Origin of the sequence: Oxalicibacterium solurbis, assembly GCF_014635845.1 — a bacterium.
Lineage (GTDB): Bacteria > Pseudomonadota > Gammaproteobacteria > Burkholderiales > Burkholderiaceae_D > Oxalicibacterium > Oxalicibacterium solurbis.
In genome coordinates, this window is the sequence record NZ_BMDP01000002.1 from 1 (window position 1) to 20659 (window position 20659).

At 59.0% G+C, this 20659-nt stretch carries 21 protein-coding genes, 1 tRNA gene and 1 rRNA gene; 8 read left to right on the forward strand and 15 right to left on the reverse strand.

The annotated features are described in order from the left end of the window. The first annotated feature begins 153 nt into the window (after window positions 1–153). From rrf to IEV40_RS05590, 3 genes are all read left to right on the forward strand, one after another. Window positions 154–266 (forward strand): 5S ribosomal RNA (gene rrf, locus IEV40_RS05580). 368 nt (window positions 267–634) lie between these two features. Beyond that, the gene (locus IEV40_RS05585; RefSeq protein ID WP_188420033.1) at window positions 635–1801 is read left to right on the forward strand and encodes an acetyl-CoA C-acetyltransferase; all 1167 of its coding nucleotides are present in this window, start codon (window positions 635–637) and stop codon (window positions 1799–1801) included. A gap of 4 nt (window positions 1802–1805) precedes the next feature. Continuing rightward, complete coding sequence (locus tag IEV40_RS05590; protein ID WP_188420034.1) at window positions 1806–2486, forward strand: SDR family oxidoreductase; 681 nt, start codon at window positions 1806–1808, stop codon at window positions 2484–2486. A gap of 23 nt (window positions 2487–2509) precedes the next feature. Here IEV40_RS05590 and IEV40_RS05595 read toward each other — a convergent pair whose 3' ends face one another. From IEV40_RS05595 to IEV40_RS05635, 9 genes are all read right to left on the reverse strand, one after another. Then, window positions 2510–3148: a DsbA family protein gene (locus IEV40_RS05595; RefSeq protein ID WP_188420035.1), complete on the reverse strand. Its 639-nt coding sequence runs from the start codon at window positions 3146–3148 to the stop codon at window positions 2510–2512. Beyond that, the gene (locus IEV40_RS05600; RefSeq protein ID WP_188420036.1) at window positions 3136–3807 is read right to left on the reverse strand and encodes a 3'-5' exonuclease; all 672 of its coding nucleotides are present in this window, start codon (window positions 3805–3807) and stop codon (window positions 3136–3138) included. Before IEV40_RS05600 ends, IEV40_RS05595 begins: the two co-directional genes overlap by 13 nt. Before the next feature lie 91 nt (window positions 3808–3898). Continuing rightward, window positions 3899–4117: an RNA-binding S4 domain-containing protein gene (locus tag IEV40_RS05605; protein ID WP_188420037.1), complete on the reverse strand. Its 219-nt coding sequence runs from the start codon at window positions 4115–4117 to the stop codon at window positions 3899–3901. A gap of 14 nt (window positions 4118–4131) precedes the next feature. Beyond that, window positions 4132–4410, reverse strand: coding sequence for a hypothetical protein (locus IEV40_RS05610; RefSeq protein WP_188420038.1), 279 nt, complete (start codon window positions 4408–4410; stop codon window positions 4132–4134). Window positions 4411–4466: 56 nt separating this feature from the next. Continuing rightward, window positions 4467–5897, reverse strand: coding sequence for an exodeoxyribonuclease I (sbcB, locus tag IEV40_RS05615; protein ID WP_188420039.1), 1431 nt, complete (start codon window positions 5895–5897; stop codon window positions 4467–4469). Between the two features lie 28 nt (window positions 5898–5925). Continuing rightward, entirely contained in the window at window positions 5926–6891 is a 966-nt protein-coding gene (locus IEV40_RS05620; RefSeq protein ID WP_188420040.1) for a GGDEF domain-containing protein, read from the reverse strand. An 11-nt stretch (window positions 6892–6902) separates the two neighbouring features. Next, window positions 6903–7778: an HDOD domain-containing protein gene (locus IEV40_RS05625; protein ID WP_188420041.1), complete on the reverse strand. Its 876-nt coding sequence runs from the start codon at window positions 7776–7778 to the stop codon at window positions 6903–6905. Next, window positions 7775–8092 (reverse strand): hypothetical protein, encoded by a 318-nt coding sequence (locus IEV40_RS05630; RefSeq protein ID WP_188420042.1) that lies wholly within the window; start codon window positions 8090–8092, stop codon window positions 7775–7777. The genes IEV40_RS05625 and IEV40_RS05630 overlap by 4 nt, the downstream gene beginning before the upstream one ends. Window positions 8093–8195: 103 nt before the next feature. After that, complete coding sequence (locus IEV40_RS05635) at window positions 8196–9329, reverse strand: GGDEF domain-containing protein (protein ID WP_229723980.1); 1134 nt, start codon at window positions 9327–9329, stop codon at window positions 8196–8198. Between the two features lie 201 nt (window positions 9330–9530). Between IEV40_RS05635 and IEV40_RS05640 the strand changes: the two genes are divergently transcribed. Beyond that, window positions 9531–10055 (forward strand): DUF3617 domain-containing protein, encoded by a 525-nt coding sequence (locus tag IEV40_RS05640; RefSeq protein WP_188420043.1) that lies wholly within the window; start codon window positions 9531–9533, stop codon window positions 10053–10055. Between the two features lie 53 nt (window positions 10056–10108). After that, window positions 10109–10495, forward strand: coding sequence for a lysozyme inhibitor LprI family protein (locus tag IEV40_RS05645; protein ID WP_188420044.1), 387 nt, complete (start codon window positions 10109–10111; stop codon window positions 10493–10495). Between the two features lie 22 nt (window positions 10496–10517). Here the strand turns inward: IEV40_RS05645 and IEV40_RS05650 are convergent, their stop codons facing one another. Then, complete coding sequence (locus IEV40_RS05650; protein ID WP_229723981.1) at window positions 10518–10904, reverse strand: DUF2237 family protein; 387 nt, start codon at window positions 10902–10904, stop codon at window positions 10518–10520. Window positions 10905–11092: 188 nt separating this feature from the next. Here IEV40_RS05650 and IEV40_RS05655 point away from each other — a divergent pair, with 188 nt between their 5' ends. After that, window positions 11093–11254 carry a glycine zipper domain-containing protein gene (locus IEV40_RS05655; protein ID WP_188421196.1) on the forward strand — a complete coding sequence of 54 codons (162 nt, stop codon included), beginning with the start codon at window positions 11093–11095 and terminating at the stop codon, window positions 11252–11254. Between the two features lie 58 nt (window positions 11255–11312). On the opposite strand, the gene IEV40_RS05660 is transcribed toward IEV40_RS05655, so the two are convergent. The 3 genes from IEV40_RS05660 to IEV40_RS05670 form a co-directional block, all read right to left on the reverse strand. After that, window positions 11313–12071 (reverse strand): transporter, encoded by a 759-nt coding sequence (locus IEV40_RS05660; protein ID WP_188420045.1) that lies wholly within the window; start codon window positions 12069–12071, stop codon window positions 11313–11315. Between the two features lie 81 nt (window positions 12072–12152). After that, window positions 12153–14537, reverse strand: coding sequence for a mechanosensitive ion channel domain-containing protein (locus IEV40_RS05665; RefSeq protein WP_188420046.1), 2385 nt, complete (start codon window positions 14535–14537; stop codon window positions 12153–12155). 196 nt (window positions 14538–14733) lie between these two features. Beyond that, window positions 14734–16458, reverse strand: coding sequence for a ClcB-like voltage-gated chloride channel protein (locus IEV40_RS05670; protein WP_188420047.1), 1725 nt, complete (start codon window positions 16456–16458; stop codon window positions 14734–14736). 201 nt (window positions 16459–16659) lie between these two features. Here IEV40_RS05670 and IEV40_RS05675 point away from each other — a divergent pair. Continuing rightward, a tRNA-Pro gene (locus IEV40_RS05675) sits at window positions 16660–16736 on the forward strand. Window positions 16737–17011: 275 nt separating this feature from the next. On the opposite strand, the gene IEV40_RS05680 is transcribed toward IEV40_RS05675, so the two are convergent. Then, window positions 17012–17881 (reverse strand): LysR family transcriptional regulator, encoded by an 870-nt coding sequence (locus IEV40_RS05680; RefSeq protein ID WP_188420048.1) that lies wholly within the window; start codon window positions 17879–17881, stop codon window positions 17012–17014. Window positions 17882–18014: 133 nt separating this feature from the next. On the opposite strand from IEV40_RS05680, the gene IEV40_RS05685 reads away from it, so the two are divergent. Further along, on the forward strand, window positions 18015–18761 hold the full coding sequence (locus IEV40_RS05685) for a glucose 1-dehydrogenase (RefSeq protein ID WP_188420049.1): 747 nt from the start codon (window positions 18015–18017) through the stop codon (window positions 18759–18761). Window positions 18762–19026: 265 nt separating this feature from the next. Here the strand turns inward: IEV40_RS05685 and IEV40_RS05690 are convergent, their stop codons facing one another. Next, window positions 19027–20646, reverse strand: coding sequence for a hypothetical protein (locus IEV40_RS05690; RefSeq protein WP_188420050.1), 1620 nt, complete (start codon window positions 20644–20646; stop codon window positions 19027–19029). Window positions 20647–20659 lie beyond the last annotated feature (13 nt).

The following is a 20659-nucleotide window of genomic DNA, read 5'->3' on the forward strand; positions in this document are numbered from 1 at the left end:
TGCCCGTAAGGCTTGTCCCTATAACATTGACAGTTATAGTTCAGAGTAGTGTTCGCCAGTGCGACACAATCAAGACCAAAAAATACTTCTTCCAGATTGGGTTGTTTGCGCAAGACAGCATTAACGTCTTCGCAGGCAGCTTTACAAGTTATGCCTGATGACCATAGCGAGTTGGTACCACCCCTTCCCATCCCGAACAGGACCGTGAAACGACTTTGCGCCGATGATAGTGCTGCAACCAGTGTGAAAGTAGGTCATCGTCAGGCTTTTATTCTTAAAACCCCCTCGCTCGTGTGAGCCTGGGGGTTTTATTCTTTGTGCGACAGGAAATGATCAGACCCGCGCACTCTTCACATACTCCTCCCGCAATGCTGTCCAGCCCACAGCCTCCGCTGACGGATTGCCTCGCCACCTTGCTGTGTCGATGCGAGAGCATTACCGGTGAAATGCCCGGATAAGTGCCGGTCAATACGTTCGGTTGCAGCAACGCATGAATTAATATCTGCCCCCCTTAAGCAAAAGCCGCCTTCGTCGCAAGGTAAGACTCAAACACAGTTGTTTCCGATAGTTGATAACATGCGAAACCGCCTATCAAGCGGTGCCAAATAAAACACCAACCGGATCGGGAGCATGAATGAACGAAGTTGTCATCGTTGCCGCGGGGCGGACTGCGGTCGGAAAACTCGGGGGTACATTATCGAAGATACCTGCTGCGGAATTGGGAGCGCATGTCATCCGGCATCTACTGGCACAAATAGGTCTCGATAGCGGAACCGTCGATGAAGTGATCATGGGACAGGTGCTGGCTGCCGGTTGCGGACAAAATCCTGCGCGCCAGGCATCGATTCGATCTGGCTTGCCGAACACCGTACCTGCATTCACCATCAACAAGGTATGCGGCAGCGGACTGAAAGCCGTACACCTGGCTGCTCAGGCGATACGATGTGGCGATGCGCAGATTGTCATTGCCGGTGGACAGGAGAACATGAGTCTGGCACCACAGGTATTGCACCGTTCTCATACAGATATGAATTCTGGCGACACCAAACCAGTCGATACGATGCTCGTCGATGGTTTGCAGAATGCTTATGATCATTGCCACATGGGCATGACGGCCGAAAATATTGCGCGAAAATTCGGAATTACTCGCGCAGAGCAAGATACCTTTGCGCTGGCTTCACAACAAAAGGCGGACATGGCACAACAGGCAGGTCGTTTTCAGAGCGAGATCATTCCGCTGGAAACGATACCCAATACAGTTGTCGCGGTTGATGAGCATCCGCGTCATGGCATGACACAGGCATTGCTGGAATCACTACGTCCAGCGTTTGTCGAGGGTGGTACTGTGACCGCCGGCAATGCATCAGGCATCAACGACGGCGCAGCGGCTGTAATGCTGATGTCAGCAGATAAGGCGCGAGAGCTTGGTATTGAACCACTGGTGCGCATCAAGGCAACGGCATCGGCAGGCGTGGAGCCGTCCATCATGGGAATGGGGCCCGTACCTGCCTCACGGCAGTGCCTGAAGAAGGCCAGCTGGACGCATCAGGATCTGGATCTGATGGAAATCAACGAAGCGTTTGCTGCGCAGGCGATCGCCGTCAATCGTGAAATGGGATGGGATATCGATCGGATCAACGTGAATGGCGGTGCAATTGCACTGGGCCATCCTATCGGTGCTTCCGGTTGCCGCATTCTGGTGACATTGATTCATGAAATGATGCGTCGTGATGCGCACCGCGGATTGGCTAGCCTGTGCATAGGCGGAGGCATGGGTATCGCGATGGCGATTGAGCGGTGAGCGAATGATTGATATGTCGATTCAGTCAAAATTGCCTTGCATGATGCTGTTGTGCGATGGCGATGTTGATATAGGCAAGGTGATTTGCAGCAAATTTCTGACCTTGCGTTATCGCGTCATTCTGGCCGGAGCGCAAATCGGAAACGCAAGCTGGATATCCGGCATTCTGGAAGAGGGGGGCGATGTACAGATACTGCAATCATGCGGCAAGGCTGAAGATGTGGCCGGACATATGGACGGTATTGCAGAAGAGCTGTTCGTCAACGTGCTAGTTCACATCGTTGGCGCCGGCGATGACTCTGAAATTAGCGAAGCCTTGATGAAGACGATTACACACAGCATGGTGACGCGTGGTTTCGGGCGCGTCATCTACATTGCGGCTGGTAGAAAGGGACTTGCCAATTCTTCCGGAAAGTCATTTGAAAGTGAGGCACGTACTCTTCTTGGGGCAATGACCGAAGAAATAAGACAGAGCCCGGTGACGGTCAACACGATCACCCTTGGATGCACTGACAATGCAATCACATCACAGCAAATACATACGATCGACAGTCGAAAAGTTTGTCGCGCCGATATTGTAAAACTGGAAGAAATCGCGGGATTGACTGCTTACCTGGCTTCCGACGAGGCTACCGGTATTGACGGTGCGGTTATCGCCATCAATATGGGACGCTATCTGTCCTGACGACCAGTGTCGATCGTCCACCGTCATGCAGCTTGATCGACGATGGATTGCAAGCGTTCCACTAGCGTTTCCGTCCGGACGAAGCCGGATGTGATCAGATGCAATCCGCCAGCATGTTCCAATACCAGTGTCGGAAAGCCGTGGATGCCCCAGCGCTGAGTCTGGGCGAAATCGGCTTGCGTGGCGGTTTTGGATTCTTCCGAATCCCAGGTCGTCAAAAAGAGATTCTCGTCGCATGCGATACCGCTTTCGGTCAGCACCTGTACGGCAATCTCGGCAAGCACCTTAGCCTGTGTGACATCGCGCCCTTCCACGTAAAAGCCGTGCTGGATAGCGTGAAAAACATCGAATGCGAGTTGCGGGGCCAGCAGGCCAGTGGCGACGATAGCCCTGCATGCGGGTTCGGTGTCGTAAATGAACCCGGGGCGAGACAAGGCGCGATCGGAGAAGGGCAGGCCACTGGTTTCTTCCACTTTTTTCCAGTGCGACAGCAGTGTCGTTTTCAGTTGTTCGTCCATCACCTCGGTGTTATAGGCGCGCAAGCCGCCGACGATCAGTTCGAGCTCCATATCTGGCAATCCGGCCAGCAGCGTATTCAATTCCGGGCCAAAGCCGTAGCACCAGGAACACATGGGGTCGGCGATATAGATCAATCTGGACATGGAAAATCCTCTGTCGTGGAAATCAATGCAGCGAGCATACGCGTATTTTGCGTGCCGGCAAACCGGGGTGCTTTGGAATGTTCATTTGCCGTAACTTCGGCTGGCGACGACTGGCGCAGCTTGCGCACGGCTTGCGTGAAAACATCGTCGGCAAAGCCGGTTTTCAGCTTGCCCCACAACTGATACAGCAAATCGGCATCGGCTAGCGCGCGGTGGCGTGCTTGCGGAACGAGTGCGTGGCGCTCGATCAGCGTATCGAGATTGTGCTTTTTCTCCTGCGGGAACAGCAGACGCGACAGGCGAACCGTGCACAGAATATCGGGGTGGAATTGATAGCCGGTGCGCGCAAATGCATGTCGCAAAAAGCCGTAATCGAAACGCGCATTGTGCGCGATGAACAAGCCGCCTTCCAGACGTGGCTGTAATTCCGGCATCAATGCCTCGAATGATGGCGCGTCGGCTACCATCCAGTCATGAATCCCGGTCAATTGCTGGATGAAGGCAGGAATAGGCATGCCCGGATTGACGAAACTGGACCATCGTTCGATACGGCCATCGCTTTCGACGGAAATGATGCCGATTTCAGTGATGCGATCTTCCTCCTGGCGCGCGCCTGTCGTTTCCAGATCGACGAACAGTAATTTGTCCGTGGTTATCATACCGTGACTTTTTCCAATGCTGGCGAATTACCGTTTTCCGGTTCGCCAACGACAAGCGAGGGAGAGTATTTACTGCAACGGAGCTGCATGATCACCCATGGCCGACGGCGATGCGTACGTCGCCCAGTGTGACGACCTGACCGGCGCGGATCTTGCAGGTTTTGCGCAATTCCGTCTTGCCGTCGACCTTTATGCCGCCGGCAGCGACGATCATTTTTCCCGCGCCGCCGCTGTCACATAATCCAGCCAGTTTCAGCAGCTGGTTCAGTTCGACGTATTCGTCATTCAATTCAAAATCGATGTGTTGCATCGCATATCCCGTTATCAGGTTTCGGCCAGCGCCTGTTCGGCCGTATCCAGCCAGATGTCCAGCGTGGCCAGCAGATCGATCTGACTGAACGAGCAGCTTTCCTCACTGAACAGGCTGCCGGCTTCGAGCCGGCCCAGCAGATCTTCCATGACGATGGAAAAGCGCTCAGGCAGCGCCGATAGCAGCACAGTCTGTGCGCGCCAAGTCTGGCAGAAATCAGCGACGGATATCTTGCCTTGCCGAATGGCGTGCTGTGCATCGCGCAGTTGCCGTAATGTAGATTCGTGTTGCATCGATGACTCAAGTGATAAGTTGAAAAGGGATCTTGCATACGTTCAGGTATGCAGGCTCAGGCGCGTGTCGGTGCGATCGATTCTGCGTAATCGTACAACGCGCCGAGAATTTCTTCGCCGCGTTCGTCGACCGTTTCCGATAATTGGTCGATCTGCTCGAACAGCATGTCCACCGTACGTGCGTCTCCAATGCCGTCGAACAATTTTATCGTCCGATGATTTTCCCATTGCTGCATCTCTTCCGGCGACAGCGTTTGCGGAAAGTTGCGCGCACGGTAGCGCCACAGCAATTCTTCCAGGCGCGCATCGGAAAAAGAAGGATTGGCTTGTGCCAACGCATCGGGCGAGAGTCCGCGTACATCCTGCAGCAGCCGGCGATCGCCGTTGCCGACGAAACCGCCGTACAGGTCTTCGTCGACGTCGGGCGTGACTTCCTGCGGGCGGCTGAATACCTGTTTCCAGATTGCGCCCATGTCCGGCACGGCGGCGGCAATGTCGGCATGCCGCAGCACCGCATCCATGTCGATGCCCCAGCGTGCGCACATTTCTGTCGACAGCGTTTTCAGGTTGCTGATGATGACAGGCGAACGGTTCAGATGGATGGTCTTGATCGGCAGGCGTTCCATGTCTTCCGGCAGCGCTTCGGCCTTGCTGAACATGCGCAGGCGGATGGCTTCTGCATCCAGCGATGCCAATGCCGACGGATCGGAGGCCAGATCCCAGACGATGACTTCGTTACGGTTGGTCGGATGTTCGGCCAGCGGCCAGACAATGCCGATGCAGCCACGCTCGGCAGGATACATGCCGGTCACGTGCAGCAGCGGACGGCGCAGCGGCAGGCCGATTTCGGTTGCCACGCGATCCTTCCGGTGCAGGCCGAGGCAGAAATCGAACAATTTTGGCTGGCGGTCGCGGATCAGCCGTGCCAATGCGATCGTCGCACGTACGTCGGACAGCGCATCGTGCGCCGCTTCGTGGCCGATGCCGTTGGCGGCCGTCAGATCTTCGAGGCGAAAGCTCGGTTTTCCATCCGGATGCTTGGGCCATTCGATGCCGTCCGGGCGCAATGCATAAGCGGTGCGTACGACGTCAAGTATGTCCCAGCGGCCGCAGCCGTTCTGCCATTCGCGCGCATAGGGATCGATCAGGTTGCGCCAGAACAGGAAGCGCGTGACTTCGTCGTCGAAGCGGATCGTGTTGTAGCCGACGCCGATGGTGCCGGGTTCGGCCAGCAGGCGTTCGATTTCTGCGGCGAATTGATATTCGGGAATGCCACGTTCCAGGCAGACCTGCGGCGTGATGCCGGTGATCAGGCAGGATTGCGGATCGGGCAGGTAGTCGTTGGCTGGACGGCAGTACAGCATCACCGGTTCGCCGATCTCGTTCAGGTTTTCGTCGGTACGGATTGCGGCGAACTGTGCCGGGCGATCGCGCCGCGGTTGTACGCCGAAAGTTTCGTAGTCGTGCCAGAGAAAGGTATGCGCCATTGCTTGAGATTGAATGGAAATGATGGATTCAGCAGGCGATCCGGTTGCGGCCTGCCTGCTTTGCACGATACAGCGCGGTATCTGCCGCGGCGATCAGCATGTCGGCATCCTGGTGCGGTGCCAGTGTGGCGACACCGAATGAAGCTGTCACATGCGGCAGCGGGCTGCGCATGTCGTCGAAAACGACCGCTTCACGCAGGCGTTCGCACAGACGTTGCGCCACCATGCAGGCGCCGGTTTCGTTGCTGCCGGGCAGAATTACGCTCAATTCCTCGCCGCCGTAGCGTACCGCAAAATCGCTGGGACGCAAGGCATGCAGCAGTACGCCGGCAGCGACGCGCAATGCCTGATCGCCAGCCTGGTGACCGTGCTCGTCGTTGAGACGCTTGAAATGATCGAGGTCGATCATGAGCAGCGACAACGGCTGTTGTGCCGCATGCGCTTCGCCGATCAGCGCGGGTAGTCGGGCATTGAACCAGGCACGATTGTGTAGCCCTGTCAGGCCGTCCGCCATCGACAGCCGGCGATAGAACTCGCCGACTTTCTCGCGGCGGCGCAGCTGCACATTCGCGGCACGCAGGCGGAAAGACAACTGGCGCAGCAGGTTGCGCGCCACCCCGTCAGTCTCGTCGACCAGCCGCCATAGCGTAGGTGAGTCGATGACGAGCAGCGCGGTTTCCTCCAGTGCGGTCAGGATAGGTGCGCGTGCGGTATCGTCGAGCACTGAAAGTTCACCGGTGCTTTCGCCACGCAGGATTTTCTCGGTGCGCGGCGGTTGCAGGCGATCCGTCGCCTCGATCAGCATGCCGAGCGTGCCACGCAGCACGACATGCATGCAGGCTTCGCCGCTGGATATCGGCACTGTCTGTCCGGCATGCAGATGCAGCACCGTGCAGGAGGCAAGCAGGGCGGGCACGGCGGGATCGGTAACGTTCTCGAACAGGTGCAGACCGGCGAGATCGTAGCCGGATGCGGCGAAGGTGGTCGGTTCCAAGAAAGGCTCTTCTAATCGTTCGCCAGCAGGACGCGGTTGACTTCCTCGAACATCAACTCGGTTTCATGGAAGACCTGCTGATAGACGTCTTCGCTCAATCCCAGATCGTCCCACGCTGTCTGCGAGACGGGCGGCACCATGTCGTCTTCGAGGCCGGACAGGTCCAGCGCATGCACGATGGCATTGGCAACGTGCACGATGGATGCGAGCGAATGCACTTTCTGGTTTTCCGGCTGGTGATGGCCCGCGATTGCATTGCGGATCGAATCTGAGAATTTCCAGTGTTCGGCCAGCATTTCGCCGGCGATCGCATGATCGATGCCGATCACTGCGCGCTCCGCATCCAGCCACTGGCAATCGTGAGCCTGGCGGTAGGCGACCACCGCTTCGTATTCCTGGCGGAAGTGGGTGGCCAGCATCAGCCGGCCGATATCGTGCAGCAGCCCAGCGGTGAAGGCGTAATCCTGATTCACATGCAGATGCCACGCAAGAGCGCGTGCGCAGACGGCCGCCGCGATCGCGTGGCGCCACAGTGCGACGAAATCGACGCCGGCGCATTCGCCTGGCGGAAAATGATTTTTCAGCGAGGAAGCCAGCGCGACCTGGCGCACCGAATCGACGCCGATCATCGTGATCGCCTGCTGGATCGTCGTGACGCGCGCCTGCAGTCCGTACAGCGGCGAGTTGGCGAAGCGCAGCGTCTTGGCCGACAGTGCCTGATCGAGCGAAACCTTGCGTGCCACGACGTTGATATCGGCTTCGTCCGATTTCACGTTCTTCAGCAGATCGTGGACGATCGCCGGCAACGCCGGCAGATCGCCGACCTGGCGCGTCAGCTGTTCGAGCTGGATGCGATGCGGCTCGTTCGGATCGACGGGCGTGTTCATGACCTGCTCAATCGGTAGGTGCTGATATAGCGGCGCAGTGCGGTGTTGGCCGGCGTATCGTCGAGATTGCGGAACAGCCGTTCGATGCGCATGCGGAAATGGGCGTGACGTTCGGCTTCCTGTTCCGGCGTCAGTTCGCCGGCGACCACACGCAGCGATGCGATGCCGTGCCGCTTCAGCGAAGTGAGCATTTGCTCGGTCAGGATGCTGCCCTGCGGCAGCAGTACATGGCCTTGTCCGTCCAGAAGGTCGTCGGACAGCATCATGCCCGCTTCCGCGTCTGCCAGTGCCAGTTGCCTGTGAATGATGCTCACGTCTGCCTCGTCGAGATGATTTTCCGGCTAGCTTACCATCGGAATCTGTCGAAACCTGCCATTTTCCCCGATAGCGTACGGGAATGGGGCAGACCGATGAATTTCACGCGCAGTAGCGATTTCGCCCCTGCCTTTTCGCTTCATACAACATGGCGTCGGCGCGCGCCAGCAATTGCGGCCATGACGAGATGTCCGCTGCCAGGGTAGCCAGCCCGGTACTGATCGTCACCGGATGGCGGCCGCGGTAGCGATAATCGCGCACGGTTTCGACCAGCCGTCGGCCGATATCGATCGCATCGCCGGCATCGGCACCCGGCAGCACGATCAGAAATTCCTCGCCGCCGTAGCGCCCCACCAGATCGATGGTGCGGCAGGTGCGCTGCAGAATGGCGGAAACCTCGGCGATCACCGCATCGCCTGCAGCATGCCCGAATTCGTCGTTGAAATGCTTGAACAGATCGATATCGATGAAGGCGATCGAAAGCGGACGATGCAGACGCTGCGCCAGCTCCAGTTCGCGTTCGCCGGCGGCACAGATTGCACGACGATTCAGCAGCTTGCTCAATTCGTCGTGCGTGGCCAGGTGGCGATTGGTCTCGACCAGCCGCTCGAAGTACAGCAGCGGCAGGCCGATCGAAAACAGCACGGTGCCGACGATCGGCATCAGATAAGCGGCAGTGATGTCCAGCGGCGTACGTTGCGCCGGTACGGCATCATGAAACTGCATGATGGCGATTGCCAGTTTCAGCAGATGGCTGGACAGCAGCAGTACGATCGCGGCCGGCACCAGTACCTGCACGAAGGTGCGCGGCATGCCCTGTCCCTGCCATATCGCCTGCAGCGAGAGGGCGAGCAGCAGGATGAGCGTGCCGGAGAAAAGCAGCGTGCGTTGCCGTGCCGGCAGCTCCAGCAACAGCATTGCCGCCAGCAGCGCAGTAAACAGCAGGCAGATGATCCAGCCGGCCTGGCGCGGTGGACGTCCGTAAAAGGCAAGAATGCCCTGCCACTGGTATGCCATGCCGACCATGATGACGCAGCCGCCGGCAAGCAGAAGAAAAGGATGGGAGGTGCGATGACTGACGATGGCGGCAAATACGCCGAGTGCGATGCAACTGGCGGAAAGCGCCCAGTCCCGCGTGCATTTTTCATCCGGCGCGGCAAAGTGAAAGCCGATCATGACCAATGCGACGCAGCATTGCACGAGAATCAGCGCGGTACCGGCGGTAAGAGAATCCATGCTATCCATCCGCAGAGAAGACAGCAATGCAACACATGCTGTTGCAGCAAATCCTGTATTTCATTCTAGTCTCAAATGGTTGATTGATTGCAACTAAATGACGCAGAAAATACCTGCTGTTGTATGTGCGGTCTCCGATTGTCGTCGCGGAATTCCGGCGTTAGCATGCGGCCATTACCATTCTTGCAAGAGAGGATCGCCATGAGAAAGCTTGCTGTGTTCACCTGTGCGCTGGCACTGGCATTGCCGGCGTTTGCGGCCGGCAACATGCGACCGGGTTTGTGGGAGGTCACCTCACAGTCGCCTCTGACGAAGAGCCTGCCGAAGATTTCCCCTGAACAGATCGAACAGTTGAAGCAAATGGGGCTAGACGTTTCGCAATTGCAGAATGGCGCGGTGGTCAGTCGTGTCTGCATCACAAAGGAAATGGCCGAGCAAGAAGAGCTGCCGCCTTTCAACGAGAAGGAAGCCGGCTGCAAGATCACCAAGCAATCGCACCACGACGCGACCTATCTGGTGGATATGCAGTGTGACAATGCGCAGATGCAGGGCAAGGGAAGATCGAAAACGGTATTCGCCAACAGCGAAAGTTTCAGTTCGACTGCCGACTTCAGTGGCACCGTGCAGGGCATTCCCGTCAATGATCGCGTCGACACCAGCGGCAAATGGGTGGCCGACGATTGCGGCGGCATCAAACCGTTCGAAGGAAAGATGCCCGGCAAGTGAGCACCTTTGTGAAAGGAACAGGCATGCGGTTCGGAAAAACGGGAAGACGCATCATGCAGCTATTGTGCGGCGCGGTCATGCTGGCCGGCGGTTGGCAGGCGGCACATGCGCAGGTTGCGAGCTTCGATTGCGCGAGGGCGGCGACGCCGACCGAAAAGACTGTCTGCGCAACGCCATCGCTGGGTGCGAAGGATGTACGCGTGGCCAGTTATTACGAGGTGCTGCAGGATATTCCACCTGCCGTCAGCGGCATGGTCTTCCGGGAGTTCCGCGGTTATCAGCGCCGGCAACAGGCAGTCTGGCTGAAGACGGTGCGCGATGCCTGCGGCGATCGCATCGATTGCCTGGAACGCGCATATGACGATCGCCTGCTGGCACTGAAGGATGTGATGGCGAAGAACCTGGGGCTGACCTACGGCCGCATGTGCGACGGCGATTGAGTGCGTACTTTGCCGTCGGGCTTTATTCTTCCGGCCGCACATACGCATACTTGCGCAGCTCTTCCAGCGGCACGACATCCAGCATTTTCTGGTTCGTGCTTTCCAGCACGACGGCCGGCGCCACACCGGCGCGCCAGGCTTCGATCCAGCGGCTGGCGCACAGGCACCATTGATCGCCCGGCTGCAGTCCGGGAAAACCCCATTCGAGACGTGGCGTCGACAGGTCATTGCCGCATGAAATACTGAAGGCGAGAAAGGTCGCCGTCATCACGACACAGACTGTATGTTCGCCCTTGTCTTCATCGCAGGTACGGCAGCAGCCATCGCGGAAGAAGCCGGTCATCGGCTCGAACGAGCACGGCACCAGCGGTTCGCCGAAAACATTTCTTGCGGCGGGTAAATGTTGCATCGGTTGCGTCATCTTCATCAATTGATTGCATTTCTCGAACCGGCGACTTTATCACGCGACGTTCCGTATCGTTGCCTCAGGCCGGGCGCATGTCTTCCGGTTCGATCCCGATCATTCTGGTGGCGGTGACATTTCGTACAACGCGGCTGGCAGCGTGATGGCCGTGGAAATCAGGTCAGGAGAACGTGATGAAGAATGCTTATTCAGCGATGGCGATCGGCATGGCAATCGGTACTGGAGTCGGCTCAGTCATCGGCGCTGCATTGGATAACGCGCCATTCGGTATCAGTGTCGGTATTGCCGTCGGTGTAGTGGCCGGCTATGTCTATGCTGTTCGCAAGGACAAGTGAAATCGCCTTGTCGATTGCCTTAGCTTATACCGGCTAGCCGTTCGTACTCATGTGACTGTCACCAGAAGTTCGCCAGCGGCATGACGATGCCGGTGAAGACGCTCCAGTCCTGCGACGCGTTGTTCAATCCTTTCGCCACGCCGAAATCGATCGCCAGGCGCGGCGTCGGGCTGTAGGTCAGTGCGGCCAGCGCCAGCGCGGTGTTGCGCGTGCCGCTCTGGTGCGTGCCGGATACTTCGCCGGTCGCTGTCCATTTTTCCGCGAACTGTGTGGAGAACGACGATGCCCAGCCCCATTCGGTGCGGCCGGTCCCCGGATCGATCGCGCCCAGCCGTGTCGTGTTCAGGTTCAGGTCCATGTGCAGTGCGCCGAGATCCTTGCTGTAGATGCCGTTGAGTGTCCAGTCCGATTTGCCGCTGCCGACCGTGTCTTTCGCCGTCGGTGCCTTGGCCGTCAGTTCGACGCCGTAACCGGTCGTGTCGTCGACCAGGAAGGCGCGCTTCAGCGTTATCGTCGTATCGCCGAAACCGTCGTGCCGGCCGCTATCGTCATGCGCGGAGACATAGGCATCGCCGCCCAGCAGCACGCCCCATTCGTTCGAGAAGGCCAGCTTGAACAGATAAGGCAGGCTGCCACGGCGATCGCCATCGTCCTTTTCCGACAGGCCGCCGATTTCGAATTCGAGTTGTCCGGGTGCCGGCAATTGCGCCGGCGATGCGACCGACGGCCGGTAAGGCGTGACGGGAGGAAGATCGTCGGCCCATGCGGGTAGCGTGCAGGAAAGGGCGGCAGCGAATGTCAGGCGGGCAGTGAGCATGCGATGGCAATCTGCGGAGGAGAATGCATCGAGTGTAGCGGCGCATGGCAGGACGGGCAACATCCGGCCATGCGCGACCTGTCAGGCGCCGTTTTCGGGTGCGCTACGCAACGGGAAGGCAGGCAGCGTATCGTTGTCGTCGCCGAAGCGCAGCACCGTGTGCGGATACGGCAGTGCGATGCCGGCCGCGTCGAAGTGTTTCTTGACGAGACGGTTGAACGCGCGCTGCACCGGCCATTGCATGCCGGGCAGCGTCTTGATCAGCACGCGGATGTTGTAGCCGCGTTCGTGCAGCGAAGTCACGCCGGGGATCTCGATGTCGGCCATCACGGCTTTCTCCATCTCGGCATCCTGCATCAGTTCGGCAAAGGCATTGCGCAGCTGCGTCATCGCTTCGTCCACGTTCTCGCGATACGGTACTGCATATTCGCCGTAGTGGTAGGAGAAGTCGCGCGTATGGTTGGATACCTTGTCCACCGACGAGAACGGGATCATGTGGAAACCGCCGTCCAGCGTGCGGATGCCGACCGAGCGGATCGTGATCTTCTCGACCGTGCCGAAGATGCCGGCGACTTCGACCACGTCGTTCTGGTTCATGCCGTTTTCCAGCTGGATGAAGACGCCGGTGATGACGTCCTGCACCAGCTTCTGTGCACCGAAACCGATCGCCAGACCCGCCACGCCGGCACCGGCGATCAGCGGCGCAATATCGATGCCGATCTGCGACAGCACCACCAGGATCGTCAGCGTGACGATGGCAATCAGCGCCGCGTTGCGGAACAACGCCAGCAATGTCTTTTCCCGCTCGCTGGGCTGGCCCTGGCCGGGCGTCGGGCTGAGGCGATGTTCGATGATGCTGGCCACCGTGGTCCATACCACGGTGGCGATCAGCAGGATGATGGCGACATGGACGACCGCCAGGATCACGGAACGGCCGTTGTCCGAAGCGATCCAGTTCGCCAGGTTGAATGCATGCCAGGCATCGAGCACGACCAGTGCCACGACCAGCATCGTCAGCACATGGAAACCTTTGAGTGCGGGCGGCACATAGGCATTGATGCGAGGCTCCAGCAGCGGCAGCCGTTCGCGCAAATGATGCGACAGCACGATGCGGCGCGACAGTGCGGCTGTAACGATGGCCGAAGCCAGCAGGCCGATGCCGATGGCCGCCAGCGTCTGCAGCGTCGCTTCTGCCATGAACGGCAGCGCATCGTTCGGTGCGATCTGGCTGACCACCAGCAGCGCCGTGAAATAGGCGATGGCGGGTATGTGCCAGATGCGCGCCAGCATGCGCGTCAGCGTCGAGAAAAAGGCGGCGGACAGGCCATCGGCGTAGCGTTCCATCCGCTCGCGCACCGCATGGCGGTTGTGCCAGATCACGCGCACGGCATACAGATAGACGCCGAGGATGATCAGCACGCCCAGTATGTGGCCGATGGTCGGCGACAGCACTGACTTTGCCAGCGGTACGCCGACCAGGATGCCGTAGCCGGTCAGACCGACCAGCCGTTCCAGCCAGTGTCCCCAGAAGACGGCGACGTCGTCGTCCATTTCGAACAGGCGCAACCGTTTGTAGCGCGGTGCGAATACGCCGCGCACGAGGGCTTTGGCGATCTCGACGGCGACGAACGTGTTGATGAACAGCGAGGCCAGCGTATCGATGTGCTCCTTGTTGCCGACGGCGAACAATGCCGTTGCATAACCGGCCGCACCTGCCAGCAGGATTGCACCGGCATCCGCCACCATCGCAGCAACGATGGCGATCGTCTTGCGGTACAGCCCGGATTGCGCAAGCCTGCCTGTTCCCGGTTTGCTGTCCGATTCGTTGCCTGTCGCGGTGATCCAGTCGTTGCTGCGTGCAAAGAAGCGGCCGGCAAGTCGCCGGAATACAAAGAAGGCGATCATCGTCGCGATGACCACGATGGCGAAATTCAGCAACGCATCGCGCCATTTGCTGCGGTTCAGCACAGCCGTATCGTCATCCTCGCCGAGCGAGCGGAAGACGGTCGCTGCTTCCGACAGATCGGCACCGAGGCCGGTGATGAAGTGTTCGATGCCGTTGGCAATGCCGCGCGAGAACAGGAAAGGTTCTTCCTCTATCGAGGATTCCGTTGGCTTCGGTGCGGGTTTGACGTCGGCGGTCGCCTGCTGCGTTTTCGCCGGCTCGGCCAGCGTGCGCAATTCGTCGATCAGCCGTTTGCGGGTCGTTTCGTTTTCCAGCAGGTCTGCCAGCGCTGCGTAGGAAGCGGCCGAATCCTTATCGGTGGCGGGAGGTGCAGTTTGTGCCGGTGCGGCAAAGGCGCCGTGGGCAAGCGCCAGCAGCAGGAACAAGGTGGCGAAGCGAAGTAGGAAATACGGAGAAAGCAGTCGGTTGATGCAGGACCTGAGCAGGGCGGGTGCCGCGAAGGCGAGACGATTCGTGGCCGGGATGGGCGTGGCAGGGCGTGCAAGGTCGACTATTGGCATCGATAAAACTCCGTAATTTCTGCATTAAATGCTGACTTAAAGACGTGATTTTACGGCATCGTCTTTTAATTAGGAATTTCGGCCATCCGCCTGAGCTGCACGGGCGGTGCCGGCAAAGGATAAAAAAGGACGGCAACAGGCTTCCGGACAGATCCCAAACAGCTGGGAAACGACCGCCGGGCGCGGATCGCCTGCTTCAGCTTAGCCGATAGTAAGCGTCCAGCAATGAGGTTTTGTAGATCGCGCCCAGCAGTACGGGATCGGTGCTGCTTTGCACGATCGGCAAGCGTTCACCCTGGTGCGTCAGGAAGCGCTGCAAGGCTTCGCTCAGCGACATTTCCGGCGTGATGACAGGCAGGAAGTCGCGGCGCAGGTAGTCGGCGGCCGTCTTCTTCTGTTCGGACGGATCGCCGGTCAGCACCGACGTCAGATCCTGCAGCGCGACCTGGCCTTGCAGGCGGTGGTGTTCGTCGACGATATAAACGTATTTGACCGAATGCCTGATGAAGGTCTGCGTCAGTTCTTCCAGTGTTGCGGTCAACGGCAGCACCGTTTCCGCCGGGCGGATCAGTTCGCGCATCTGCGTGCGGCGCAGGCGCAGTCGTTCCTGTTCCTCGCGATTGCGGCGGATCGTGATCTCGTACATCGAAGAGCCGTCGAAACTGCGCGAGATGAAGTAAGCCATCACGCAGGACAGCATCAGCGGCAGCATCACCTGATAGCTGAGCGTCATCTCGAAGATCATCAGGATCGCCATCAGCGGCGCGCCAGTGGCACCGGCGAGAAAAGCGCCCATGCCGACGATCGCGTAGGTGAACGGCGCCGATACCGCTTCCGGCCACAGCGCCTGCATCGCCTGGCCGAACAGCAGGCCGAGTGCCGCGCCCATGAACAGCGTCGGCGTGAAAACGCCGCCGACCGCGCCGGAACCGGTCGTCACCGCAGTTGCCACCAGCTTGAAAACCAGCACCGTCAGCACGGCGGTCCACAGCCACTGGTCGTGCAGCAGCGAGTTGACGACGCTGTAGCCGTTGCCCCAGACCTGCGGCACCCAGACCGACAGGATGCCGACCAGCAGGCCGCCGACGCCGAGGCGTACCGGCAGCGGCAGGCGGCTTTTCCGGAACAGCGTCTTGGTCGCGTCGAGAACGCGCAGGAATTGCGGCGCGGCGATGCCGGCCACCAGTCCCAGTCCGATGAACAGCAGCACTTCGACGCCGGCGATGTCGTGGAAGGCCGGCATCTGGTAGGCCGGCTGGTAGCCGGGGAATTCGCGCATCGTGATGTTCGCCACCACGGCAGCCACCAGTACCGGGCCGAAGCTGGACATGGCGATCGAGCCGAGCACGATTTCCGTCACGAAGAAGGCACCGGCGATCGGCGCGTTGTAGGCGGAAGCCAGGCCGGCCGCGGCACCGCAAGCCACCAGCAGGCGCAACCGCGATTGTTCGAAGCGCACGCCGCGCCCGACTACCGACGCACACATCGCCGCCAGCTGCACCATCGCGCCCTCACGGCCGATCGAGCCGCCGGTGACGATGGAGGAAAACGAAGACAGGCTGCGCAGCAGCGTCTGCCGTACCGAGACGTGGCCATCGCCGACGGCCACCGCTTCCATGTAATCGGATTTGAGTCCTGCCGTGTAGCGGTTTGCCAGCACGAGGAAAGTGCCGGCGATCACGCCGCCGGCGGTCGGTAGCAGCACGCGGAATTCCCACGGTAGCGTGCGCGCCATTTCGACAAAGGAGCCGCTGCGGCCGACCAGCAGATGCTGCACGATTGCCAGTCCGTCGCGAAACGCGATCGTCGACAAGGCGCCCAGCACGCCGACGATCACGGCGTACACCAGCATCAGGTGCACCTCGGAAAAACGGAACAGGCGTTGCAGGTAACGGGCGGCAGTCAGCAGGAAGCTCGGCATGGATGCGATCAGGCTGCGAGGGCGGGAGTCATGGTGGCCGTTAGCTTACAGGATGTGCCGCAGCACAGGTCGTTTTTCGCCCCTCGGCCAGTAAAGATCGGGGTGTTCGGGGATTGCTCGCCAAGCCCATCCTGATTTACAATGGCGTCCTTCCGCGATTGGCGGCGCTTCCCGGCGCAATGAAACGTCTGTCGCACCAGTCGGGGTGTAGCTTAGCCCGGTAGAGCGCTACGTTCGGGACGTAGAGGCCGGAGGTTCGAATCCTCTCACCCCGACCAAATCTCCTCAAACCGCGACTTGCAAAATCCGTTCGCCTTCGAAAGGCGCTAAAGCGGGATCTGGTGGAAAGTCAGTGGGAATTTTCGAGAATTTCACCCGTTGTGTATAGGTTTCTACCTTATGCAGTGTTCCAACATCACGGAACGCTACATGGCATTCATACGACTTCAGCCTTCAGTGCGACCGCCGAGCAGCGACGATAAGTGGCCTCAACAACAAGCATCAAGACGGTGAAGTACGGCGACTCGCGCGAACCGGAAGTAAAAAGCCCGGCTTAATGCGCCGCAACCGCGGAATTCGACAGCATCGTATCGGCGATATCCAGCATCGCTCGCAGACGATCCATATGCCGCAGATCATGGTGATAGCCCACCCAGATATCCCTGTCTGGAGGTTGATCCGGCGTCTCGATGCGCTGCAATCCGGAAACCGCATCGCCAAGCGGCCTTGGCAGTACTGCGATGCCCATGCCGTGCAGGCACATCTGTGCTTGAACGGCGCGGCTCGTGCTTGTGAAGACCCGCCGCGACAGCGGGAACCTGTCGATCAGCCAGGCAACATCGGGGAAATGGGACTGTGCCGTATTCATGAGAATCAGCCCCACCGAATCCGGATCGTCTCGCATTGCGCGTGCGGTTTCGGATGAGCCATAGAGACCGTAGGGAATGCTCATCAGGCGGCGTTGCACGATGTCCGGTTCGCTGAAAGGAACGATGCGAAAGGCCACATCGGCTTCGCGACGCGAGAGATTGAGTAATCGGTAGCTGGCGATCACCTCCGGCACGACGGCCGGATGGCGGCGCGTCAATTCGGCCAGGACGGGAGCCAGAACATAGCCAGCAAACCACTCTGCGGAAGATATCCGCAGGATGCCTTCGAGGCGTTCATGGTTACCCGTCAGACGCCTTTCAATGGCCAGCGCGGAATTTTCCATGGATTCAGCCAGGGTCAACAGCGTATCCCCGGCGTCTGTCAGAACCAGGCCATCCTTGGTCCTGCGGAAGAGCGCCTGCCCGGCCTTATCTTCGAGCGTTTTTATGCGGCGACCTACCGTGGGATGGCTCACACCCAAAGTCCGGGCGGCCTCGCCGAAAGATCTGCTGCGCACCACCGCCAGAAATATCCGGACGTCGCTCCATTCCATGTTGTAAGTGCCGTTCAAAAATGTACATCGAATATACATTAATGGCAGTTCCCATACAACGGCGTACGGACCACCATTGCGCTTTTAACCGTGCTGGCGCGTTCCATGCCAGCCTCATCCGGGATATCAAGACATGAACAAGCTGAAAGACAAGGTTGCCATCGTGACGGGCGCCTCCAAAGGTATCGGTGCTGGCATTGCCCGCCGGCTCGCGGCCGAGGGCGCGAAGGTTGTCGTCAATTACGCCTCGAGCAAGAGTGGCGCGGACAAGGTGGTCGCCGACATTGAAGCTGCTGGCGGAAGTGCCGTGGCGGTGGGCGCGGATGTCACCAGAAAGGAAGAAGTCGAATCGCTGGTGAAAGTCGCCATCGACCACTTCGGGCACCTGGACATCGTGGTGAACAACTCCGGCATCTATCAGTTCGCCAGGATCGAAGAGACCACGGAAGCGCTCTATCGCAAGCAGTTCGATATCAACGTTCTTGGTCCGCTGCTGGTCGCAGGTGCCGCCGCGCCGCATCTGGGAAAGGGGGCCAGCATCATCAACATCAGTTCCAACGTCACGCGCATTCATCCGGCCGAGAGTGCCATCTACACCGGCACCAAGGGCGCGATTGACGCCATCACCGTCGTGCTCTCGCGCGAACTCGGCCCACGCGGCATCCGTGTCAATGCCGTGAACCCCGGCCTGATCGAAACCGAAGGCACCCACGCTGCCGGGGTAATGGGATCTGAGTTCCAGACATGGAACGAGGGCCAGACACCGCTCGGCCGAATCGGTCAGGTGCGCGATATTGCGCCGATCGTCTCCTATCTCGCATCGGACGATGCCGGCTGGGTAACGGGAGAGATCATCCTCGGTTCAGGGGGCATGCGCTGACAAATCGGCTTCTGGCGAGACGTGGTGCCAACCCGATCGAATGTGCCGCATGTGTTCAAGCACGGCGGCACGGTCTGCATCGGTGCCGTCTGACGCATCCGAATGCGCGATGGTCGGGCGATGCGCGTCTAGTTAAGTCAATTTGTCGGAATGACTTTTCCCACACCTGTGTTGTTGTGCGTTGTTGTGAATGGATCGGGTGCGGGAATTTCCAGTGAAGATATCCGGAAATAGTGAAAAGCCGTGTCAGTCTTTGGCTTTCTCGCTAGGCATGCGCCGATGCTGCATCGACGTTCCGGGCCCTGTCGTAGGTCTTGCCATGCAGATCTGCAGGATCGGCTTTCAGAAGTGTCTGGTCATGCACGTCAGACAGGGTTTGCTGCCAGCGATATTCATCCAGCGGCAGTCTTTCTCGCCGGTTTTCCAGAAACGGCTTGAGTATGGCCAGGATGTCCTGCGTCTGCGATGCCTCGTACGGTCTGGTGGTGTCTTCCGTCAGCTTGCCCAACTCGAACTTCTGCACATGCGTGGATTGGCTGGCCGACTGGCTCGACAAGGCCTTGGCGAGCCTTCCCTTCCTGTATTCGATCTCGGTCGTGCTGTCGGCCTTGTCGTCGATCTGCGTGTAGTAGTAATTCTGGGATTTGTTATCCGTGGTCAATTTCAGCGGAACGTCCGGGATCAGCGACGTGTGATAGCTGGAAGCCAAACTTGATTGCTGTTGTTGCGAAATGGTGCGATCGAATCGACCTGAATCCGTGATGAGCGTGTTCTGGGACGCCTGATAGGAAAACGTGTCGAGTTCGTCCAGATGCTTCGGATTCGGCGTATCGACCGCTTGTGTGATCGAGGCATCGAAATCGGCCAGGCCGCTCAGCATGGCGTGATCGCTGTCGGTCAGGCCGATGATCTGTTGCTGCAATGCCGGCGCAGGGTAGTCGCTGTTCATCTGCGTGAAGGCGTCCTTGAACATGGTCATCAGCGCCTTGTCGCCATGGCCGCGCGAGACTGCCGAATCGAATTGCTGCAGATAGTTGGCCATGGAAGCGCTGCGCTGTTTTTCATTGCCCCAGATCGCCGAATTTCCCATGTCGACGTCGACGTTCAGCTTGCCGGACGGCCCATCCAGGCTAAAGGTGCGTTGCGTACCGTCGGCATGAAAATCCAGCACTTGCGGCGCTTTCTGGTCGAGCGTGATGTCGGCATGGAAATCCACCGAAGACAGCACCGTCGTGTCGAATTGCGTCAATGCGCCAAGATCGATGCGCGGCGGAGCGGCGTTCAGGCCGTCGATGGCTTTCTGGAACGCATCCGACAAGTTGCCGAGCGCGATGCGTTCCGCTTCGCTGAGTTCGCCGCTGGTTTTGATGCTGACGGCGAGATTATCGCCTTGGTTTTTCAGCGAAATCCTTACTTCCACGCCGCTTTTTGTCCTGACTGTCAGCTGTTCGTCGGCCCATGGATACGAATTCGTCTGCGTATCGGTTACCGCGTTGACATCGGACGATTGCGTGATCGATTGCGAGAAATTGCCGATGCCATCTTTCACCATGTCCAGCAGGGTGCTGCCCAAGTCCTTGAATCGATTGGCAAGGGAATGGGACAGGAAATTACCTTTCATCAGTAACGATGCGGCATCGTTCGATTGCTTTTGCCAAATCGGCGATGAGGATTGCGGAGTGCGTGGCACGGAATACGTTTGCACCGGCACTTTTTCTGCCTGCAGCGAGACGATGGCGGATTGCGAGACTGCCGGCGAATTTTCCGTTGCCTGCACCGTCGCGGTCGAAGACGAGCCGGCCGCTTGTGGCAGCGTACCGATCGAACGTCCCGAGGTTCGCGATAACGGCAGGATGGACATGAGGCAGGAAGGGGGCGTCAGCAAGGAAATATCAGGG